Origin of the sequence: Albibacterium sp., from assembly GCF_035514885.1 — a bacterium.
Lineage (GTDB): Bacteria > Bacteroidota > Bacteroidia > Sphingobacteriales > Sphingobacteriaceae > Albibacterium.
The window spans coordinates 49,308-69,836 of the sequence record NZ_DATJCH010000010.1 but is presented as its reverse complement, the minus strand read 5'-3'; the positions used below and the strand labels follow the sequence as shown (position 1 = coordinate 69,836).

Annotated in this window: 20 protein-coding genes; 13 read left to right on the top strand and 7 right to left on the bottom strand. The window is 36.7% G+C overall.

Going from position 1 to position 20,529, the window contains the following annotated elements; all coding sequences use genetic code 11:
* Nucleotide 1: 1 nt before the first annotated feature.
* Together VL047_RS03025 and pfkA are read right to left on the bottom strand one after the other, a co-directional pair.
* A complete protein-coding gene (locus tag VL047_RS03025; RefSeq protein ID WP_325358380.1) occupies nucleotides 2-850 on the bottom strand; it encodes a hypothetical protein in 849 nt (282 codons plus the stop codon).
* Nucleotides 851-864: 14 nt separating this feature from the next.
* Nucleotides 865-1,848, bottom strand: a complete 984-nt coding sequence (pfkA, locus tag VL047_RS03020) for a 6-phosphofructokinase (RefSeq protein WP_325358378.1) — start codon at nucleotides 1,846-1,848, stop codon at nucleotides 865-867.
* 151 nt (nucleotides 1,849-1,999) lie between these two features.
* On the opposite strand from pfkA, the gene VL047_RS03015 reads away from it, so the two are divergent.
* Nucleotides 2,000-2,695 carry an NUDIX hydrolase gene (locus VL047_RS03015; protein WP_325358376.1) on the top strand — a complete coding sequence of 232 codons (696 nt, stop codon included), beginning with the start codon at nucleotides 2,000-2,002 and terminating at the stop codon, nucleotides 2,693-2,695.
* A 361-nt stretch (nucleotides 2,696-3,056) separates the two neighbouring features.
* On the opposite strand, the gene VL047_RS03010 is transcribed toward VL047_RS03015, so the two are convergent.
* Nucleotides 3,057-3,905, bottom strand: a complete 849-nt coding sequence (locus VL047_RS03010) for an N-acetylglucosamine kinase (RefSeq protein ID WP_325358374.1) — start codon at nucleotides 3,903-3,905, stop codon at nucleotides 3,057-3,059.
* A 381-nt stretch (nucleotides 3,906-4,286) separates the two neighbouring features.
* Here VL047_RS03010 and accC point away from each other — a divergent pair, with 381 nt between their 5' ends.
* The 6 genes from accC (at nucleotide 4,287) to VL047_RS02980 (ending at nucleotide 10,690) form a co-directional block, all read left to right on the top strand.
* The gene (gene accC / locus VL047_RS03005; protein ID WP_325358372.1) at nucleotides 4,287-5,765 is read left to right on the top strand and encodes an acetyl-CoA carboxylase biotin carboxylase subunit; all 1,479 of its coding nucleotides are present in this window, start codon (nucleotides 4,287-4,289) and stop codon (nucleotides 5,763-5,765) included.
* An 8-nt stretch (nucleotides 5,766-5,773) separates the two neighbouring features.
* The gene (locus tag VL047_RS03000; protein WP_325358370.1) at nucleotides 5,774-6,364 is read left to right on the top strand and encodes a riboflavin synthase; all 591 of its coding nucleotides are present in this window, start codon (nucleotides 5,774-5,776) and stop codon (nucleotides 6,362-6,364) included.
* Between the two features lie 144 nt (nucleotides 6,365-6,508).
* Nucleotides 6,509-6,814, top strand: a complete 306-nt coding sequence (locus VL047_RS02995) for a hypothetical protein (RefSeq protein ID WP_325358368.1) — start codon at nucleotides 6,509-6,511, stop codon at nucleotides 6,812-6,814.
* A 30-nt stretch (nucleotides 6,815-6,844) separates the two neighbouring features.
* Entirely contained in the window at nucleotides 6,845-9,337 is a 2,493-nt protein-coding gene (locus VL047_RS02990) for a penicillin acylase family protein (RefSeq protein WP_325358366.1), read from the top strand.
* Between the two features lie 2 nt (nucleotides 9,338-9,339).
* Entirely contained in the window at nucleotides 9,340-9,693 is a 354-nt protein-coding gene (locus tag VL047_RS02985) for a hypothetical protein (RefSeq protein ID WP_325358364.1), read from the top strand.
* Nucleotides 9,694-9,712: 19 nt separating this feature from the next.
* Nucleotides 9,713-10,690: an acyl transferase gene (locus tag VL047_RS02980; protein WP_325358362.1), complete on the top strand. Its 978-nt coding sequence runs from the start codon at nucleotides 9,713-9,715 to the stop codon at nucleotides 10,688-10,690.
* Nucleotides 10,691-10,706: 16 nt separating this feature from the next.
* Here VL047_RS02980 and tyrS read toward each other — a convergent pair whose 3' ends face one another.
* Together tyrS and gyrB are read right to left on the bottom strand one after the other, a co-directional pair.
* On the bottom strand, nucleotides 10,707-11,990 hold the full coding sequence (tyrS, locus tag VL047_RS02975) for a tyrosine--tRNA ligase (RefSeq protein WP_325358360.1): 1,284 nt from the start codon (nucleotides 11,988-11,990) through the stop codon (nucleotides 10,707-10,709).
* 43 nt (nucleotides 11,991-12,033) lie between these two features.
* Nucleotides 12,034-13,986: a DNA topoisomerase (ATP-hydrolyzing) subunit B gene (gene gyrB / locus VL047_RS02970; RefSeq protein ID WP_325358358.1), complete on the bottom strand. Its 1,953-nt coding sequence runs from the start codon at nucleotides 13,984-13,986 to the stop codon at nucleotides 12,034-12,036.
* A gap of 182 nt (nucleotides 13,987-14,168) precedes the next feature.
* On the opposite strand from gyrB, the gene VL047_RS02965 reads away from it, so the two are divergent.
* Nucleotides 14,169-14,762, top strand: coding sequence for an OmpH family outer membrane protein (locus VL047_RS02965; RefSeq protein ID WP_325358356.1), 594 nt, complete (start codon nucleotides 14,169-14,171; stop codon nucleotides 14,760-14,762).
* Between the two features lie 33 nt (nucleotides 14,763-14,795).
* Here the strand turns inward: VL047_RS02965 and VL047_RS02960 are convergent, their stop codons facing one another.
* Both VL047_RS02960 and VL047_RS02955 read right to left on the bottom strand, forming a co-directional pair.
* On the bottom strand, nucleotides 14,796-15,194 hold the full coding sequence (locus VL047_RS02960) for an RNA-binding S4 domain-containing protein (RefSeq protein ID WP_325358354.1): 399 nt from the start codon (nucleotides 15,192-15,194) through the stop codon (nucleotides 14,796-14,798).
* Between the two features lie 50 nt (nucleotides 15,195-15,244).
* The gene (locus VL047_RS02955; RefSeq protein ID WP_325358352.1) at nucleotides 15,245-15,775 is read right to left on the bottom strand and encodes a DinB family protein; all 531 of its coding nucleotides are present in this window, start codon (nucleotides 15,773-15,775) and stop codon (nucleotides 15,245-15,247) included.
* Between the two features lie 251 nt (nucleotides 15,776-16,026).
* On the opposite strand from VL047_RS02955, the gene VL047_RS02950 reads away from it, so the two are divergent.
* The 5 genes from VL047_RS02950 to miaA all read left to right on the top strand — a co-directional run bounded on the left by VL047_RS02950 (nucleotide 16,027) and on the right by miaA (nucleotide 20,526).
* The gene (locus VL047_RS02950) at nucleotides 16,027-16,845 is read left to right on the top strand and encodes a 2,3,4,5-tetrahydropyridine-2,6-dicarboxylate N-succinyltransferase (protein ID WP_325358350.1); all 819 of its coding nucleotides are present in this window, start codon (nucleotides 16,027-16,029) and stop codon (nucleotides 16,843-16,845) included.
* Nucleotides 16,846-17,433 carry an L-threonylcarbamoyladenylate synthase gene (locus VL047_RS02945; RefSeq protein ID WP_325358348.1) on the top strand — a complete coding sequence of 196 codons (588 nt, stop codon included), beginning with the start codon at nucleotides 16,846-16,848 and terminating at the stop codon, nucleotides 17,431-17,433. It abuts the gene before it with no gap.
* A 112-nt stretch (nucleotides 17,434-17,545) separates the two neighbouring features.
* Entirely contained in the window at nucleotides 17,546-18,964 is a 1,419-nt protein-coding gene (locus VL047_RS02940) for a CCA tRNA nucleotidyltransferase (protein ID WP_325358346.1), read from the top strand.
* Between the two features lie 63 nt (nucleotides 18,965-19,027).
* Nucleotides 19,028-19,615: an IS1096 element passenger TnpR family protein gene (locus tag VL047_RS02935; protein WP_325358344.1), complete on the top strand. Its 588-nt coding sequence runs from the start codon at nucleotides 19,028-19,030 to the stop codon at nucleotides 19,613-19,615.
* Nucleotides 19,615-20,526: a tRNA (adenosine(37)-N6)-dimethylallyltransferase MiaA gene (gene miaA, locus VL047_RS02930; RefSeq protein WP_325358342.1), complete on the top strand. Its 912-nt coding sequence runs from the start codon at nucleotides 19,615-19,617 to the stop codon at nucleotides 20,524-20,526. The genes VL047_RS02935 and miaA overlap by 1 nt, the downstream gene beginning before the upstream one ends.
* Nucleotides 20,527-20,529 lie beyond the last annotated feature (3 nt).

Sequence of the window (20,529 nt, the reverse complement as noted above, 5' to 3'; positions counted from 1 at the left end):
TTTACTTGTTTTTATTTAAATAATAATTCAAAAGATTATGAATAGGCTCCCTAATTATAGTGCCTATTTCGAAACCGTGGCTAATGGCCACATTTTCTAGTAATTCTTGATAGTCAAAAGCCACACTTCCTGTAAAACTCACAGTACGAATGTCGTGTCTCTCTTTTAAAGGGATGAAATACTTTTTAAATAAAAGATTAAATCCTTTAATAACCAAATTCCTGACATAAATATTCTCTCTATTTTCAAATGCAAACTCGGAGAATGAACTTAAAAATAAAATAGGATTCGCCTGTCTATAAACCTTATCTAATATTAACTTGGCATCAAGTGAATACTTTTCATCAAATTTAAGAACTAGATCCGGAGGCATTGTCTGAGTAATATAATCTTGTAAAATATTTCTACCCAACCAATTAGCAGAACCCTCATCCGCCAGTATATAACCTAAGCCATAGTTATTTTGCTCAAGCTTTTTTCCATTATAATACGCAGCATTAGATCCACTTCCAATAATCCCTACCAATCCTCTGTGATCACCGCATGTAGCCAAAGCCGCAGCTTTTAAATCATGACCTACAAAGACTTTCCCAAAACGAAAAAATGAATTAAATGCTTTCGAAACAATGATTCGATTCTCTCCTGAAGCACCTGCTCCGAAAAAATAAATACGTTTTATCTTTTCGGCATAATTAATCAACGTATTATTCTTATTTAACAGTTGTTCTATTCTGGCTGCATCGTTATGATGAGGGTTGATTCCCATCGTTTTAAACCCTGCAATCACCTTGCCTCTCTCAGCTAAACGCCAATCTGCCAAACGTGAACCACTATATACAACTGCTATCATAATTAACTATTAAACTAAATAGCTAAAATATGAGATAGTTCAATCATATCAGGCGCCAGTTTAAAAGCCTTATTATTAATAGACTCTTCAATAGGAACATGGTGAATTTCATTACCTTTCAATCCTACCACCTTTCTGCTTTCTCCGGACAGCAATAAATTAACTGCCGAAAAACCTAATCTGCTCGCCAATACCCTATCAAAACTTGAAGGAGAACCACCGCGTTGCAAATGCCCCAAAATAGTAACCTTCGTGTCATAATAGTTGAATTTAGCCTTAACGCGTTGTGCTATATTATAAGCACCGCCGTTTTGTTCTCCCTCTGCAATAATTACAATTGTAGAACTCTTTTTACCAGCTACTGCACCTTCAAGACTTTCGATAAGATCATCAATAGCTGTTGCTTTTTCGGGCATTAAAATGGCTTCCGCCCCCCCAGCTATACCCGTATTCAAAGCAATGCAACCAGAATCACGACCCATCACTTCCACAAAGAACAAACGATCATGCGAAGCCGCCGTATCTCTTATTTTATCAATTGCTTCAATTACTGTATTACAGGCTGTATCAAAGCCCAATGTAAAATCAGAACCGTATAAATCATTATCGATTGTTCCGGGAATTCCAACTACCGGAATATCATATTCACGAGAGAAGATTTCAATACCTGTGAATGTACCATCACCACCTATACCCACCAAAGCATCAATACCTGCTGCTTTTAAATTATCATAAGCCTTTTTTCTACCCTCGACAGTCCGAAATTCGCTGCAACGAGCTGTTTTTAAAATAGTACCTCCTAATTGAATGATATTACAAACCGAACGGCTGTCCATATCGACGAAGTGATTATCAATCATCCCTTGATAACCCTGTATAATCCCGCTAACTTCTAGTTTATTATAAATAGCTGTTCGAACTACTGCCCGAATACATGCATTCATTCCTGGCGCATCGCCCCCGGAGGTAAAAACTCCTATTCTCTTTATTTTCTGCACAAAAAATTAAATATCACGTCCAAATTATAAGATACGAATATAACGTGTATTTTCTACACTATCATAAAAAATTGTATTTTTTTTTACATTTTTGTATCAATAATAACAAAAATAGTAGTTTAATATTTATATACATATAAATTATAATATTTTGTATTCAACACTAACCCACCTTCAATCAACTTTTACAGCCGATTGTGTAATCTTCGGTTTTGATGAAGGGGAACTCAAAGTCTTACTCGTAGAACGTAATCAATATCCATACAAAGACTGGTGGGCACTACCCGGCTTCTTTGTTGAACATTCTGAAACTATTGACAATGCCGTAGAGCGTATTTTATACGAACATACCGGATTAAGAAATATTTTCATGGAACAGCTCTATACCTTCGGTGACCTGAAAAGGCACCCACAAGGACGTGTAATTACAGTTGCTTATTATGCGCTGCTGCGCCTTAAAGGTCAATCGACATTAAAACCCCACTCGGACTATGTTCGACAAGCGGTATGGCATCCGGTCGAAAATCTTCCCGAACTGGCATTTGACCACGCAAACATCATTGCTCGCAGCTTAGAAAAAATCAGGCAAAAGATTAAATATACTCCGATTGCTTTCGAATTACTTCCTGAGAAATTTACCTTAACCCAACTCCAGAAAGTATATGAAGCCATTATTGGCATTTCGCTCGACAAACGTAACTTCCGAAAAAAGATGCTGAATTATAATTTCCTAAAAGAATTGGATGAAAAACAAGAGGGAGTATCCTATCGGGCTGCGAAACTTTATAAGTTCGACAAACGCAAATACGCTAAAATCTTCCAAAACGATTTGTCTTTTAAAAAATAACCTATAGGGTTAAAAAATAACTATAGCATTAAAAAAATAAGGTTTGATATTCATTTATCAAACCTTATTTTTTTCCAATACATATCCGAAACCTGTAAATATCATCCAAGCTTATAATGGGGATCAAACAAGGACCATACAGGGTTCAAGCAGGGGTAATATGCGAGTCTTGTCCCTGTTTGGTCCCTGTTTAACCCCTGTTTGGTCCCTGTTTGAGTAGTTCGAATTAATAGTGAGATTAAAGCAACTTATACCGAGATAGGATCTACATATTCCTGGTTTAATTAATGTTTAATATGATTGAACAAAAAAAAAGGGACTCCAATTATGGAGTCCCTTTTCAAGCCATTAAAAAAGCTGTTTATTTTTTACTTTGATGAAACTTCACTAAATCATCTATCGGAGAACGAATGATTTTACCTATTTTCATTCCGAACTCTCCAGCCGTTTCTTCCAGAACATTTCTAAAGTTATAACCTACAGAACCAATGCAGTTGAAAGAATAATCTTTATAGTTAGGATACTTAGAAACTAAATTAGTGAAAAAGTCAACAAATGAAGTTTTAACAATATTTCGAGAGTATGCTATATTAACGTTGTTATCGTAAACAAATTTGCTAAAGCTTGCACAGAAACGATTCGCTAAAGGTTTGGTATAAACCCGGTCCATTACTTCATCAGGCGTAAGCTTGTAAGTATTCCAAAATTCTTCGCGAACATTGGCAGGCATTAAGCCACGAACATAATCAGTTAGTAATTTCTTGCCGATATAGCAGCCACTTCCCTCATCACCTAAAATATAGGCAGCAGAATCAATGTTTAATGTAATATCATTTCCATCGTATAGGCAAGTATTTGTTCCCGTACCAAGAATAGCCGCAAAACCACTTTCAGTACCCAATAAGGCACGTGCAGCGGCTAAAAGATCATGACCAATAGAGATCTTGGCGTTCTTGAAGAAAAGTGCAAATGCGTCTTTAATAACTTCTGCTTTTTCTACATTATGAACACCGGCGCCATAGTAGTAAACTTCCGTGATTTGATCTAACGCTAGATCATCCGGTAGTCCTTTTTTTAGAGAACTTTGAATATATTCGCTACTTACAAAATAGGGATTATATCCTTCTGTATTAAAATAGATATTTCTTCCTGAACCATCTATAAGGCACCAATTAGTTTTTGTAGAACCGCCGTCAGCAATAATGATCATATATAAGTTTTATTAAAATAAATTTCTGTATTTGTCGTTAAATTATGGTTAATTCTTTCGCAAAATACGGCTTTCATTATTTTTTACAAATTTTTATCAATTTATTTTTTCCACGATATTGAACGCATCTTCCATAATCGCCCTTTGTGCTCTATAAACGCAGTTTTAAGCAGGAATTTAAAGTTAAGAAATAGTGTGTACTTTTTACAATTAGTCACAACTTATTTCCTTTTTACTTAAAAGAAGTAATTTAATTATAGTTGGATCAATTTGTTAAATTTGTAAATGATTGTAATTTACAAGCACCCGAAGATGTCTGCATATTCGCAGTAGTTGAATTAAATATCATTAAAAAAAGAACTTCTTTATAATAACATTATTATGAAAAAGATATTAGTTGCGAACCGCGGCGAAATTGCTATTCGGATTATGCGATCTGCACGTGAAATGGGAATTGCGACCGTTGCTGTTTTCTCGGCTGCCGACCGCCTGGCTCTGCATGTACAGTATGCTGATGAAGCTATCTATATTGGTGAGGCTGCCTCTAACCTATCCTATTTAAATATTGAGAATATTATCAGTGCCTGTCAAGCAACTCAAGCAGATGCAGTTCATCCCGGCTATGGTTTTCTATCAGAAAATCCGGCCTTTGCCAAGGCTTTACAAGAGGCAGGTATCACGTTAATTGGGCCCTCTCCTGAAGCTATGGAGATTATGGGCAATAAATTATCTGCCAAAGATGCGGCATTGCGCTACAATATCCCCATGATTAAAGGAACAAAGGAACCTATAAGAGATATTGAGGAGGCGAAGATTCAGGCTGAAGAAATCGGATTCCCTATTTTAATTAAAGCAGCAGCAGGTGGTGGTGGAAAAGGAATGCGTATTGTAAAATCGAAAGAGGACTTTAAGGAAGAACTGAAATCGGCAATATCCGAAGCTAAATCGGCCTTTGGCGATGATTCTGTATTTTTAGAACGTTATATAACTTCACCTAAGCATATTGAGATTCAGGTTTTAGCAGATGAGCATGGAAATGTGATCCATCTGTTTGAGCGCGAATGTTCTATTCAAAGAAGACATCAAAAGGTTGTTGAAGAGGCTCCTACACCTACCTTGAATGCTAAAATACGTGAGGAAATGGGCGCATGTGCCATTAACGTAGCGCGGTCTTGTAATTATGTAGGTGCAGGGACAGTCGAGTTTATAATGGATGCAGACTTAAATTTCTATTTTCTGGAAATGAATACACGTTTGCAGGTTGAACATCCGATTACAGAAATGATTACCGGAGTAGATTTGGTGAAAGAGCAAATTAAAATTGCCCGAGGTGAAGTATTGGCATTAAAGCAGGAAGACTTAAGCATTCATGGACATGCCATCGAATTAAGAATTTATGCAGAAGATCCATCGAATAATTTCTTTCCTGATAGCGGCATTTTAAAGACCTATAAGCTTCCTGAAGGCCCAGGGGTGCGGGTAGATAATGCGTATCAGGCAGGCATGGAAATATCGGTCTATTACGATCCGATGATCGCTAAATTAATTGTATGGGCCGACACGCGGGATGAAGCCATACAGCGAATGAAACGGGCTATTGATGAGTATCAGATTACCGGTATAGAAAGCACATTGGCCTTTGGCAAGTTCGTAATGAACCACCCAGTCTTTCAAGACGGCAGCTATACAACCAACTTCGTTGATTCACATTTTAATACCCAAACTACACTTCCTGTTAATAGTGAGGAAGATGAGGTGGCTGCAATAATTGCGAATCATATTTTCTCAAAAGAATTACAAGAATCATTAACTGTAACAAAAACCGTATCTTCTAATTGGAAGAGGAACAGGGTTAATTAAAATAATATATGTTTACCGGAATAATAGAAACCATCGGAACGGTCACCGGATTGACTCAAGAAGGAAGCAATCTTAATTTAAAGATCAAGTCTTCTATTTCAAATGAACTGAAGGTAGATCAAAGTATTTCTCATAATGGCGTTTGTCTGACCGTAACTGCTATAAATGAGGATGAACATAGCGTTACTGCGATTAATGAAACCTTGCTTAAAAGCACACTTGGACAGATTAAAGTTGGCGACATGGTGAATTTAGAGCGCTGTACTGCCGTAGGTGGCAGATTGGATGGCCACATTGTTCAAGGCCATGTAGATCAAAAAGCGACTTGCGTATCAAGGAAAGACGAAAACGGAAGCTGGTTGTTTTCCTTTCAATACGACGCTTCCATTGGTAATATTACGGTTGAGAAGGGTTCAATTTGTATAAATGGTGTAAGCCTTACAGTTTTTAATTCAGGCATAAATGAATTTACGGTTGCCATTATTCCGTACACACTGGAGCATACAAACTTTAAAGATATTGTTGTTGGAAGCGAAGTAAATCTTGAATTTGATATCATCGGAAAATATGTTTCTAAGCTCCTATCGCTAAGAGTGTAATTTATTAATTATCGGGTTTACGCTATATTGATGTAAACTGAATTATTTTTATCCGCTTTCTGTAAAGAAACCAAACATTTTCTTTCAAGGGTTGTTTTATTCACTATTATTTAATATATTGATAATCAATCAAAAAGAAAAATTATGGATAAGTTGAAGAAGTTTGAGTTGATGGAAAAGATTGTCCGACAGATGCAGGATTTGAAAAACAGTCAGCAGGCAATCATTGAAAAAGTTGGGAGACTAGAAGTTGATAATTTTGATTTAAACGATAAGAACCTGACAAAGGTATTATCTGATATACATCAACGTACAGCTGATAATTTTGATTCAATTAATGAATTGTTAAATGGTTTCTCTGATAAAACAGAAAACTTTGGTGAAAAAAACAACGTAGATAAATTAAAAGAACAACAAGAGATTAATGAAGCGGGCGGTAAACGCTTATAATATCAATTAACCTATAACAACATAATCGCAATGAAAGGAACTCGCTTAATAAAATTGGTTGCTTTTATTGCGATTACGTTTGGGCTTGCTTTCTTATTTAATTCAAAAATAGGAGACGTTCCTCCCCTTGGAAAGTTCCTAAATCCCTTTACAGGTTTTTGGCAAAATGCTGAAGACGTAGAGGATATTATCAACCAATCTTTAATTAAAAGCGAATTACAGGATAGCGTACGTATTTTAATAGACGAACAGGGAATTCCGCACGTATTTGCACAGAATGAACATGACCTTTATTTTGCTCAGGGATATATTACTGCTAAAAACCGACTATGGCAGATGGATTTCCAAACGCGTTATGCTGCAGGGAGGCTTTCTGAGGTAGTAGGAGAAAAAGCCCTGGAACTGGATCGTTACCAACGACGAATGGGCATGGTTTATGGTGCAGAGGCCATGCTTAAAGAAAGTTTGAACGACCCCAAAAGCAAGCTGATTATTGAAGCTTATTCTGATGGGGTGAATGCATATATTAAAGATTTATCTCCCCGCGAATATCCCATTGAATTTAAAATTCTGAATTATGAGCCAGAGGAATGGACTCCTTTAAACTCTGCTCTTTTGTTAAAATTAATGTCGGCTACCCTAGCCAGAGGTACCAATGAATTGGCTATGAACAATATTTTGGCAAAATATGGAGAAGAGGTTGTTAATGATTTATTTCCAAACTATCCCTTTAAAGAAGATCCAATTATTCCGGTCGGAACACCTTGGGATTTTGATCTAAAGGCTCCAAAGCCTTTAATTAGTCCATCGCCCCTTATTTCATTAAAAAACGATGCTACAAGAAAAGAAGAATGGCCTCTATCATCTCGCCTATTAACGGCAATCAAAGAAGAAAACATTGGCAGCAATAATTGGGCAATTGCCGGAAATCGATCTAGCACGGGCTTCCCTATATTGGCTAACGATCCGCATCTAGATCTAACACTTCCTTCTATTTGGTATCAAATACAACTCCATGCACCTGCAATAAATGTATACGGTGTTTCAATCCCCGGAGCTCCTAATGTTATTATTGGATTTAATGAGAACATTGCCTGGGGAGTTACCAATGTTGGCTCGGATGTGTTAGACTGGTATAAAATTCAATTTAAAGACGATACGCATCAGGAATATTTGTATAATAATACATGGGAGAAAACAAGTCGCAGAATTGAGGAAATAAAAATCCGCAGACAAAAATCTGTTCTTGATACGGTATATTATACTCGTCAGGGACCGGTTAGCTATGCAAAAAATCAGAAACCAGCAGACTTTAGCATGGCCAATAATATACCGGTAGATTATGCCTTAAAATGGGTAGCACACCTTCCCTCCAACGAGTTGAGAACATTTTACGAATTGAATAAAGCAAAAGATTATGAAGGCTACAAACAGGCGCTCGTTTACTTTTCTGCACCTGCACAGAACTTTGTTTTTGCAGACAGACAGGGTGATATTTCCATTACATCGAACGGACTTTTCCCTTTAAAGGAGAAAAGACAAGGTAAGTTTCTTTTGGATGGAAATGACTCAACCGATCAATGGATAAACAGGATACCTAGTGAAGAAAACCCTACGATTAAAAATCCGGAAAGAGGTTATGTAAGCTCTGCCAATCAATGGCCTGTCGACCAAAGTTACCCTTATTATCTTGGATGGGAATTTAGCAGTTATGAGCGTGCTCATCGGATAAATACACAATTAGAAGCCATGCATTCTGCTGATGTAAAGAGCTTCGAAGCCTTACAAAATGATAATTATAGTATTTTGGCCGAGAATATTTTAGACACTTTGGTGCACATTATTCAAACAGATAAAGGGTTAAACTCCACAGAGTCAAAAGCACTAAATTTGCTTTCTAATTGGGATCGTCGCTATGAAGTAAACTCGATAGCAGCCAGCCTCTTTGAAACCTGGTATAATACCTTAAACAGAATGATATGGACGGATGATTTTGGCGGTAGTGAGGTGCTAATGCGCTACCCAAATCGTGACCGAACGGTTCACCTATTATTGCATGAACCAACATCGCATTGGTTTTTTAATGGTTCAACAAAACTAACAAGAGAGGATATCGTTCAAGCTTCATTTAAGGATGCTATTAAACAATTGGAAAAAAGCTACGGCAGCAACCTCAACAATTGGGAATGGGGAAGAGTTAAGAAGACACATGTACCACATCTGGCTGATATTGGAGGCTTTGGATCAAAGGCATTGCAGGTAGGCGGATCAAAACATACGGTGAATGCCATGAGTGAAAGCAATGGCCCTTCTTGGCGAATGATTGTTTTACTAGGCAATAAACCTAAGGCTTTTGGAGTAATACCTGGCGGACAATCAGGAAATCCGGGAAGTAAATTCTACGACAATCAAATCTCTACCTGGGAAAAAGGAGAGCTCAATGAATTACTATTTCTTGAAGATAGCAATCTAAATCAAAAGGGTATAATTAGTCAAATCGAATTAAGAAAATCAAAAGATTAAGTATGTTTCTCTTTTTACTCATTATTGTAATATCCTTCATCGGCCAGCTAATTTTCCCTTGGTGGATCATTATACCAATCGTAGTTATTTGCTGCGGGTTAAAAGCCGATTCAGCAACATCTGCTTTTTTAAGTTCATTTCTGGCTATCTTTTTCCTTTGGTTACTTACGAGTATCTTTTTGAGTCTTCAAAATGACCACATCCTTTCTAACCGGGTGGGAGAAATGTTAGGGTTATCATCAGGCTCTTATAATTGGCTATTGGTAGCTTTAATAAGTGCTTTGCCTGGTGCTTTAACAGCTGGCTTTGCTGGTGTATCAGGCTTTCTGTTAAGGAAGTTTTTCAGCAATAATTGATACCTTTGCGGTATTAATCATGAATATAAGAAAACTATTTTCTATAGAATCCGAATCAGCATTCACTGATATTGCTTTAGAGATTTTCAGGCTGCAAGCAAAGGAATGCCAAGTTTACAACCACTACCTTCACTTTTTAAATATTAAACCTGAAAAGATTACAGCCATTTCGGATATCCCATTTCTACCCATTGAATTTTTTAAAACCCATCAAGTAGTTTCAACAAGCGAACCGACTGAACAGGTTTTTTCCAGTTCCGGCACCACCGGTTCTCAAACAAGCAAACATTATGTAAGCGATATATCGATCTATGAAAAGAGCTTTAGAAAGTGTTTTGAACTTTCCTATGGAAACACAAAGGATGTAGCAATACTGGCGCTGCTCCCCTCTTATCTGGAAAGAACTGGCTCGTCTTTAATCTATATGGTAGACGATTTAATTAAAAACAGTAATTGTCCTGAAAGCGGCTACTTCTTATATAATCATGATGAACTGCACGAAAACCTGATTAATTTAAAGGCAAAGAAAACACCAACCATCCTTTTCGGGGTAACATACGCTCTGTTGGATTTTATAGAACAATATCAAATTGATTTTCCTGAATTGATCGTAATGGAAACCGGAGGAATGAAAGGCAAAAGAAAAGAAATAATACGTCAGGAACTACACGAAATTCTATGCGAAGGTTTTGGAGTTTCTTCCATTCATGCAGAATATGGAATGACCGAACTATTGTCACAAGCTTACTCAAAGGGTGGTGGACTATTTGCTTGTCCGCCCTGGATGAAAATATTGATAAGAGACATTAATGACCCTTTCAGCTATCTAGATACCGGATTCTCGGGAGGTATTAATGTAATAGATTTAGCGAACATCAATTCTTGTTCTTTTATATCTACACAGGATTTGGGCAGAATGAATAAAAAGGGACAATTTGAAGTGTTAGGACGCTTTGATCAGAGTGATGTTCGTGGATGCAATTTAATGATCCAATAACACCACTCTTTTAAAGTTATTCAGCAATTAACAGGAAGTAATTCTTTTTGCCTCGCTGAGCAACGAGGTACTTGCCATTAAGAAGACGATCTGTATTGATGATTTGAGCAGGCTCATCAATTTTTTGCTTATTGATTGAAACCCCGCCTCCCTGAATCATCTTGCGGGCTTCGCCTTTAGAAGGAAAAACAGCAGCATGGGCAGAAAGTAAATCTACGATATTGATTCCAGAGCTTAATTCGTTTTTGGCAATTGTGAACTGAGGTACTCCTTCAAAAACTTCCAGAAGCTCTGTATCGTTCAGTTGATTTAAAAACTCGAGAGAACCATTACCAAATAAAAAGTCCGTTGTTTTTATCGCTGTATCGTAAGCTTCCTGACTATGGGTTCGAATGGTAATATCTTCGGCCAATGCTCTTTGAACGAGTCTTTGATGAGGAGCTGAATCATGCTCCTTAATAATGGCTTCAATTTCTTCTTGCGATTTTAAGGTGAATATTTTGATCCAGTTTTTCGCATCTTCATCGCTGGTGTTTAACCAGAACTGGAAATATTTAAAAGGAGATGTTTTTGCAGCATCCAACCATACAGCACCACCTTCAGTTTTTCCAAACTTGGTTCCATCTGTTTTCTTAATTAGCTTGGTTGTTAAACCGTATGCTGTACCCGCATCTTTTCTGCGAATCAGTTCTGTACCCGTAACAATGTTACCCCACTGATCTGAGCCTCCCATTTGAATAAGGCAGTTATTATTCTTCCAAAGATGATAGAAATCATAGCCTTGAATTAATTGATAACTAAACTCGGTAAAAGAAATTCCATTCTCACTTTCTAGGCGCTTCTTCACAGAATCTTTAGCCATCATATAGTTCACAGTAAGATGCTTACCTACATCGCGTATAAAGTCTAGAAAGCCATAATTCTTAAACCAATCGTAATTATTCACCATTTCAGCCTGGTTTCTTTCGATCCCAAACTCAAGAAACTTCTTTAATTGATTTTGAAGACAGCTTACATTATGTCTTAATGTATTCTCGTCTAATAAATTTCTTTCTGCCGACTTACCGGAAGGGTCACCAACCATTCCTGTTGCACCACCCACCAAAGCCACAGGCTTATGCCCTGCACGCTGAAAGTGAATCAATGTCATGATTTGTGTTAAATGACCTACATGTAAAGAGTCTCCAGTAGGGTCAAAACCGATATATCCGGCAGTTAATTCTTTATTCAATTGCTCTTCTGTGCCCGGCATGATGTCTTGCAACATGCCGCGCCAGCGTAATTCTTCTACAAAATTCATTCTATCTAAATGGGATATAAAAATAGGCTAAAGGAGGTTAAGTTTAGGTGTCTATTCGGGCATATCGTGCATTCCGTTCAATAAACTCTCTTCTTGGTGCTACCTCATCTCCCATAAGCATGGAGAATATCCTATCACTCTCAGCAGCATTATCAATGGTTACCTGACGTAACGTTCTGGTTTCAGGGTTCATCGTTGTTGTCCAAAGTTGCTCTGCATTCATCTCTCCAAGACCTTTATATCTCTGAATACCAACGCTATCTTCCTTGCCAGACCCTTTCAAACGTTGAACAGCCGCAATACGTTGATCTTCAGTCCACGCATATTCAAACTCCTTACCTTTCTTCACCATATATAATGGAGGATTGGCGATGTATAAATATCCATTTTCAATAAGCTCCTTCATATAACGGAAATAGAAAGTCAGGATCAACGTATTAATGTGGGCTCCATCCACATCAGCATCCGTCATGATAATGATTCTATGATAACGTAGTTTTGTAAGATTAAGAGCTTTAGCATCATCTTCAGTACCAATACTAACTCCTAATGCAGTGAACATATTCTTGATCTCTTCATTTTCATAGATCTTATGTTCCATTGCCTTCTCTACATTCAATATCTTACCTCTTAAAGGTAAAATTGCTTGAAATTCACGATTTCTTCCCTGCTTAGCTGTACCACCCGCCGAATCTCCCTCAACTAAATAGATTTCACACTTAGCGGGGTCATTATTTGCACAATCTGCTAGTTTACCCGGCAAGCCGCTTCCGCTCATTACGCTTTTGCGTTGAACCATATCACGTGCTTTCCGAGCAGCTGCTCTTGCAGTTGCAGCCAAAATAACTTTATTAACAATGATCTTAGCCTCCCGCGGATTCTCTTCCAGGTAATTTCCTAAAATCTCACCTACAGCCACATCCACGGCACCCATTACCTCGTTGTTTCCGAGCTTCGTTTTTGTTTGACCTTCAAATTGTGGCTCTTGTACTTTAACTGAGATAACAGCGGTAAGACCTTCTCTAAAGTCATCACCCGCTATTTCAATTTTAAGGTTTTTAAGCAGTCCTGATTTCTCTGCGTAGGATTTTAATGTACGAGTTAATCCTCTTCTAAAACCAGCTACGTGTGTACCGCCTTCAATGGTATTAATATTATTAACGTAAGAATGAACATTCTCCGTATAGGTGTCATTATATTGCAAAGCAAGCTCAACAGGAACTCCTTGCTTAACACCATCAATGTGTATCGGCTGAGGAATCAAAGAATGTCTGTTACCATCCAGGTATTTAACGAATTCGCTTAATCCGCCTTCAGAATAAAACTCTTCCTTTCTGAAAGAACCATCTTCTTGTTCGTCCCGCTCATCAGTAAGAGAAAGTTTGATACCTTTATTTAAGTATGCCAGTTCACGCAGCCTTCCAGCAAGTGTATCGTAATTATAAACATTATTTAATGTAAATATGCTTGTATCAGGATAAAACGTAACCTTCGTTCCTGTACGTTCTGATTCACCAATAATCTTAACAGGATACATTGGCTTGCCACACTCATACTCTTGTTTGAAAATCTTACCTTCACGATGTACTTCAGCAATAAGCAAGGTAGAAAGAGCATTCACACAGGAAACCCCAACACCGTGCAATCCACCGGAAACCTTATAAGTATCTTTATCAAATTTACCACCGGCATGAAGCATGGTCATAACCATTTCAAGAGCGGATTTATTCTCTTTTTTATTGATACCTGTAGGAATCCCTCTACCGTTATCTTCAACTGATATGGAATTATCTTTACGAATAACAACAGCTATATCATTACAATAGCCAGCCATTGCTTCGTCAATAGAGTTATCAACGACTTCGTATACCAAATGATGTAATCCCTTTACACCCGTATCACCAATGTACATGGATGGGCGTTTACGAACAGCCTCTAAACCTTCAAGAACTTGTATATTATCGGCTGAATAATTATTCTTATTTTCTTCGTTCATAAATTGATTTTACAATTCACAAAAATACGAAAAAAATACGCTATTTTTCAATTTGAATGAACCTAAAACACATTATATCGATTGATTTAGGCCTATTTTTAATAATGTAGGTGACTATTGATTTAAATAGTTGGGAAATAACATGGAAATTTTATCTTTGCAATCATAGTAATCAAATTGAAATGAAAAATACACTCTTTAACGCAGGCTTAGCAGTCTTATTTTCTACAGCCCTAATATCATGTAACAACAAAGGTGCGGTTACCAGTACCTCTTCAAATGACAGCTTGTCGGCAAACAATAATGCAATCAATGAAATTGTTTATGTAAATTCTGACTCACTTCTACATAACTACGAATATTTCAAAGATGTAACTGCAAGGTTCGAAAGCAAAACTAAGGCGGCCCAAGCTGATTTAACTGCCAAAGGCAATGCTTTTCAACGTGAAGTTGCAGAGTATCAAGGATCGGCAGGAAATATGAGCGCAGAGCAACGTGCTGCTACAGAGGAAAGATTAGCTAGAAAACAAGAAGAGCTTGGACGTCTTAATCAAAATGCAAGTACTTCTTTAGGTCAGGAAGAAGCCCAAGAAAACGAGAAACTTTATAATAAAATCTCTGAATATCTTAAGAAGTTTTCTGCTGAAAAAGGATATAAATTGGTACTTACCTACTCTACTGCAAACCCAACAGTATTGTATGCTGATAAAAGCTTAGAAGTTACTAAAGAAGTTGTAGACGGTTTAAATGCTGAATACAAGAAAGAGAAAAAATAAAATATCTTCAAAGAAGAGTAGCTTTGCCATAAGCTACTCTTCTTGCCATTCATCTCTTAAATTATCAATCTCTCTCCTATCCCTTTTCGTTGGTCTTCCGGTTCCTCTATCTCGTCGTAATACCGGCGCATGAAAAGCTGATTTATAAGCTTGAGTTTCTTCTACAGGTGTCAGATCTTCATAAAACTGTACAGCAGTTTTAGCGTCTACTCGCTGTTTTAATAAACCAATCACCTTTATAGTTTTTCTTTCGATACCTTTCTGGATTTGAAAGGTCTCACCAATCTTTACTGCATAGGCAGGTTTGATATTTTGTCCGTTCAACTTTACCCTTCCTGCATTACAAGCATCGGTCGCCAGACTTCTTGTTTTAAATAGTCGTATTGCCCATAAATACTTATCGATACGTAACTTCTCTAATTCTTTCGCCATACACAAAAATATGAATTTCTTTTATGGAGTAATAGATCAGGTCTTACTTACTAAAATAGTTTTTCCTGTGGCGGCGTTACTCCTGCTAATCTTAAATATACAGTTGCCTGTCCTCGATGATGTGTTTGATGTTCAAAACATTTAGCCAATGCAGTGCCTTTTGTCATTTCAAAACGATCAAACAATTTCGTATTTTCATTAAATTTGCCCGGAGACATTTTTTTCACACTATTTATAACAAAATCATATCCTGCCAAAACCAACTTAGTCACATTCTCTTTCGATTTATCTGATGTTTTTTCTAATCCAACCTTGTCTGCAGGAACCTTCTCATCAGATACAGTAGAAGCAAAACTGTAATTCGCGTCTGTTAAGTGCAACATTTGTTCTGCAAATGAACGCATCTCAGCCGTAGGTTTCAAATCATAGCCTGATTCGGGCATTGCATCCAGGTATTCTTTTGTATAAGCTTTTGCTCTTTCCCAATCTTTTACAATTTCATCGACCTGGCTTTGTGCTTTTGTTATAACAGAAACAAAGAGAAGACAGAAAAGGACTGTTGTTGCTTTTAAAATTTTCATAAGTAATTTTTTAAGGTTAAAAATAAATGGATTACCATTGTCTCGAATCAATGCTCTACAAATATATTAATAGTAGTTATCATCCGTTGCATAAAACGACACAGATCTTTCTGCATTCGTTATAAACAGAGTCTGCTACGATCAAAAAACTTAAATAATCTTTGCGCTTTTACTTATTTTTACCTTTTATTAATTCTTTTTCTTTAAAAATATCTATTTTCGTTCCAATATTTTCGTCTCAAAACATTCAAATGACCACAGAAATTAAAAAACTAATCGAAGATGCATGGGAAGATCGTCAATTATTAGAATACAAAGAATATCAAGACGCGATCGAAACTGTTATTTTAAAATTAGACAAAGGAGAGTTACGTGTTGCAGAGCCAATTGGTAACCGTTGGCATATAAATGAGTGGATAAAAAAGGCTATAATCTTGTATTTTCCTATTCGCAAAATGAAAGTGATAGAAGCTGGTCCTTTTGTTTTCTACGACAAAATGAAACTGAAAACCAATTATAAAGAATTGGGTGTTCGGGTAGTTCCTCATGGTCTTGCACGCTACGGTGCATTTCTTGCAAAAGGAGTAATACTAATGCCTTCTTATGTAAATATTGGTGCCTATGTTGATGAAGGTACCATGGTAGATACTTGGGCTACCGTTGGATCATGTGCACAAATTGGCAAGAATGTTCATCTAAGTGGAGGTGTTGGTATTGGAGGCGTTTTAGAGCCTGTCCAGGCATCACCTGTAATTATTGAGGACAATTGCTTTGTTGGCTCTCGTTGTATTGTAGTTGAGGGGGTTCATGTTGAAAGAGAAGTTGTATTAGGTGCCAATGTTGTTCTAACAGCTTCTACCAAAATTATTGATGTTACCGGAGAGCAACCTGTTGAATATAAATCATTTGTTCCTGCCCGCTCAGTAGTTATCCCTGGTTCATATACAAAACAATATCCAGCGGGTGAATATCAGGTTCCATGTGCATTAATCATTGGTAAACGCAAAGAATCTACAGATAAAAAGACCTCCTTAAACGATGCGTTAAGGGAACATAATGTTGCTATATAAATGAGCTCCGATTTTCATATTTTTAAAAAAGATATAGAACAGGCTTTAGATGTATTAAGAAAGGGTGGAATTATATTGTATCCAACAGATACAATATGGGGTATCGGTTGTGATGCTACCAATCCTGAAGCTGTTGAAAAGGTAAATCAACTTAAAGGTCGTTCAAAAAACAAAAGTTTAATTATTTTATTGGATAACGACAATAAATTAAGCAGCTATGTACGTGAGATTCCGGATGTTGCCTATGAATTAATTGAATACTCTGATACCCCATTAACAATTATTTATTCAGGTGCCAAAAATCTAAGTCCCAATCTGATTCCGGCAGATGGAACCATAGGTATACGAATCGTAAAGCATGACTTTTGCAAGGAATTAATACATCGATTTAGGAAACCCATTGTATCTACGTCTGCCAATTTAACAAATCACCCATCACCAAAAAACTTCAGTGAGGTAGAAGACGAGATCATAAATGGAGTAGATTATGTCGTAAGTTATCAGCAGGAAGATCAACAAGAAAATTCTGCTTCAACAATTATTAAACTTGGGCCTTCAGGTCAATTCGAGTTAATTCGAAAACCGTAGAAAAACAAAACTCACTTCACAAAACTACAGCAATAGCTCTCTTTATTATTTTATGATAGCTATTTCGTACTTTTGTGGCCAATACGCTTTAAACAAGCATACACTTTCCCATATGAATGAACGACTACAACATCCCATCTTTAAAACTCTTGGCGATTTAGCAGATACCAGCGGAGTTGAGCTTTACGTTATAGGAGGTTTCGTTCGGGATCTGTTTATGAAACGTGATTTCAAGAATGATATTGACATCTTAGTTATTGGTAGCGGAATAGCTTTTGCCGAGAAGGTTGCAGAAACACTTAAATTAAAAGTTTCAGTATTTAAGAATTTTGGAACTGCGATGCTGCATTATGACAACATGGATATTGAGTTCGTGGGTGCAAGAAAAGAGTCTTATCGATCTGACTCCCGTAAACCTATTGTAGAGAATGGCAACTTAAAAGATGATCAGCTGCGACGCGATTTTACCATCAATGCAATGGCTCTGAGTTTAAATAAAGAAAACTACGGTGAGCTTCTCGATCCGTTTAATGGAATAGAAGATATCAGACATAATTTAATTCGTACACCTTTAAACCCCGTAGAAACTTTTTCGGACGACCCGTTAAGAATGATGCGAGCTATTCGTTTTTCCTCTCAACTTCAATTTGATATCGATGAAGAAGCATTAAATGCTATAAGAACAAACAAGGAGCGTATTAAAATTGTATCTCAAGAAAGAATCATAGACGAATTACAAAAGATTGTAGCTTCAAATAAGCCCTCTGTTGGCTTTGAACACTTATTTAATACAGGCTTACTAGAAATTATCTTCCCTGCTATGGTTAATCTTTATGGAGTAGAAACTATTAAAGGAAAAAGCCATAAAGATAACTTTTACCATACATTAGAAGTATTGGATAATGTTGCAAGAGAAAGTGAGGATATATGGTTAAGGTGGGCCGCTATCATGCATGATATAGCGAAACCATTGACCAAACGATTTGACGAAACTCAAGGATGGACATTTCATGGACACGAGGATCGGGGAGCTAAAATGGTTCCAAAACTTTTTGCTGAATTAAAGCTTCCACTAAATGAAAAGATGAAGTTTGTACAAAAGCTGGTTTTACTTCATTTACGCCCAATTGTTTTAGCCCAGGATGTTGTTACTGATTCAGCAGTGAGAAGACTACTTTTTGAAGCCGGAGATGATATTGATAGCTTAATGATACTTTGCCATGCCGATGTAACCACGAAAAACAAATATAAGCGTAAAAAGTATCGTGAGAATTTTGAACAAGTTAAACAAAAGCTTAAAGATGTTGAAGAGCGTGATCAGATAAGAAACTGGCAACCTCCTATTGATGGAGAAGATATCATGAAATTCTTTAATATTAAACCGGGAAGAAAAGTAGGTATTATAAAAAATGCAATACGCGAAGCTATTTTGGATGGAGACATTAACAACAACAAAAAAGACGCAACGGAGTTTATGATTAAAACAGCGAAGTCGTTGGGTTTAGAGGCAAAGAGTACTAAACAGAACTAAATTTTTTAAAAAATTTATAAAATCATTTAATTTTAAACATCTTCGCATAAAATTTCATTGATCATGGCAATTTATAGATTTAGGGTTACATTTGAAGATTACGATGAAGTAATTCGTGAGATTGAAGTGCTATCCAAACACTCTTTTCTTGATTTACACCGAGCTATATTAGAGTCGGTTGGTTACGATCCCGAGCATCCTTCCTCTTTTTTTATCAGTAACGATCAATGGAAAAAGGGTGAAGAGTTTACCTATTTACCTTCTGAAACAAGAATCCGAAAAGGAGTCTTATTAATGGACAATACTCGTCTGAATCAACATATAGATGATCCTCATCAAAAATTCTACTACACCTATAATTTTGAACGACCTTTTGACTTCCACGTTCAATTAATAAAGATTTTATCAGAGGAGGAAGGTAAACAATATCCTTTTGTATTTAAAAGCGTAGGGAAAGCTCCAAAGATATTCAACAATATGGGAGGTATTGACGAAGCGCATCTTGGATCTGATGAGGATACAAAAAGTGAATTCGACTTCTTAAACGATATGGGATACGATGCTGAAGAAGAAGACGTTGACCTACTGGATGATGAGGAGTCTGAAACAGATGAATTTACAGATCCATCTGGCGGTGACGATGATTTTTAATGATTAACTTATCAAAAAAGCTTATTTGCATTGTCGGCCCTACCGGCATAGGCAAAACTGCCTTATCCATTAAATTAGCGAAAGAATATAACACCGATATAATTTCTGCTGACTCTCGGCAATTTTATAGAGAAATGAATATTGGAACTGCTAAGCCCAGTTTGGATGAACTTCAGGCTGTAACTCATTATTTTATCAATTCACACAGTATTCATGACAACTACTCTGCCGGCGATTATGAGCGTGATGCTTTAAACTGCATCCATAAGCTATTTGAAACAACTGATACATTAATACTAGTTGGAGGATCAGGTCTGTTCGTTAATGCGGTCTGCAAAGGATTAGATAACCTGCCAAAACCTGCTCCGGGAATTCGTGAAGGTCTAGTTAAAACACTTCAGGAAGATGGAATTATTCCTTTACAAGAGCTCTTGCGAAAGGTTGACATTGACTATTACAATGAAGTTGATATCAATAACCCTCAGCGTATTATCAGGGCATTAGAGGTTTTTGAAACTACTCAAATACCTTTTTCAATATGGAGAAAAAAAGAAACAGGATTGCGTAAATTTAATACAATAAATATTGGTCTGAATACAGATCGGGAAGATTTATATAACAGGATTAACCACCGTGTAGATTTAATGATTGAAGAAGGGTTGATTGAAGAAGTAAAAGGACTTTATAACTATCGTAATAAAGCCCCTCTATTATCTGTTGGCTACACTGAAATCTTTGATTATTTAGATAACAAATACAACTTAGATGAAGCCATTGAAAAAATAAAACAAAACACAAGAAGATACGCAAAACGGCAACTAACTTGGTTTAAAAAAGATTTAGACACACGTTGGTTTGAACCTAATGATTTCAAATCTATTTCTGACTACATAAAATCAAAAACAAGTTAGGTT

Coding starts and splice junctions, on each gene's coding strand:
- VL047_RS03025 (WP_325358380.1), bottom strand. CDS start 850: ATGATAGCAGTTGTATATAGTGGTTCACGTTTGGCAGATTGGCGTTTA.
- VL047_RS02990 (WP_325358366.1), top strand. CDS start 6,845: ATGAAAGGAACTCGCTTAATAAAATTGGTTGCTTTTATTGCGATTACG.
- VL047_RS02950 (WP_325358350.1), top strand. CDS start 16,027: ATGACCACAGAAATTAAAAAACTAATCGAAGATGCATGGGAAGATCGT.
- VL047_RS02945 (WP_325358348.1), top strand. CDS start 16,846: ATGAGCTCCGATTTTCATATTTTTAAAAAAGATATAGAACAGGCTTTA.
- VL047_RS02985 (WP_325358364.1), top strand. CDS start 9,340: ATGTTTCTCTTTTTACTCATTATTGTAATATCCTTCATCGGCCAGCTA.
- VL047_RS03000 (WP_325358370.1), top strand. CDS start 5,774: ATGTTTACCGGAATAATAGAAACCATCGGAACGGTCACCGGATTGACT.
- VL047_RS02995 (WP_325358368.1), top strand. CDS start 6,509: ATGGATAAGTTGAAGAAGTTTGAGTTGATGGAAAAGATTGTCCGACAG.
- VL047_RS02965 (WP_325358356.1), top strand. CDS start 14,169: ATGAAAAATACACTCTTTAACGCAGGCTTAGCAGTCTTATTTTCTACA.
- VL047_RS02940 (WP_325358346.1), top strand. CDS start 17,546: ATGAATGAACGACTACAACATCCCATCTTTAAAACTCTTGGCGATTTA.
- VL047_RS02935 (WP_325358344.1), top strand. CDS start 19,028: ATGGCAATTTATAGATTTAGGGTTACATTTGAAGATTACGATGAAGTA.
- miaA (WP_325358342.1), top strand. CDS start 19,615: ATGATTAACTTATCAAAAAAGCTTATTTGCATTGTCGGCCCTACCGGC.
- VL047_RS03010 (WP_325358374.1), bottom strand. CDS start 3,905: ATGATCATTATTGCTGACGGCGGTTCTACAAAAACTAATTGGTGCCTT.
- tyrS (WP_325358360.1), bottom strand. CDS start 11,990: ATGAATTTTGTAGAAGAATTACGCTGGCGCGGCATGTTGCAAGACATC.
- gyrB (WP_325358358.1), bottom strand. CDS start 13,986: ATGAACGAAGAAAATAAGAATAATTATTCAGCCGATAATATACAAGTT.
- accC (WP_325358372.1), top strand. CDS start 4,287: ATGAAAAAGATATTAGTTGCGAACCGCGGCGAAATTGCTATTCGGATT.
- VL047_RS02960 (WP_325358354.1), bottom strand. CDS start 15,194: ATGGCGAAAGAATTAGAGAAGTTACGTATCGATAAGTATTTATGGGCA.
- VL047_RS02955 (WP_325358352.1), bottom strand. CDS start 15,775: ATGAAAATTTTAAAAGCAACAACAGTCCTTTTCTGTCTTCTCTTTGTT.
- VL047_RS02980 (WP_325358362.1), top strand. CDS start 9,713: ATGAATATAAGAAAACTATTTTCTATAGAATCCGAATCAGCATTCACT.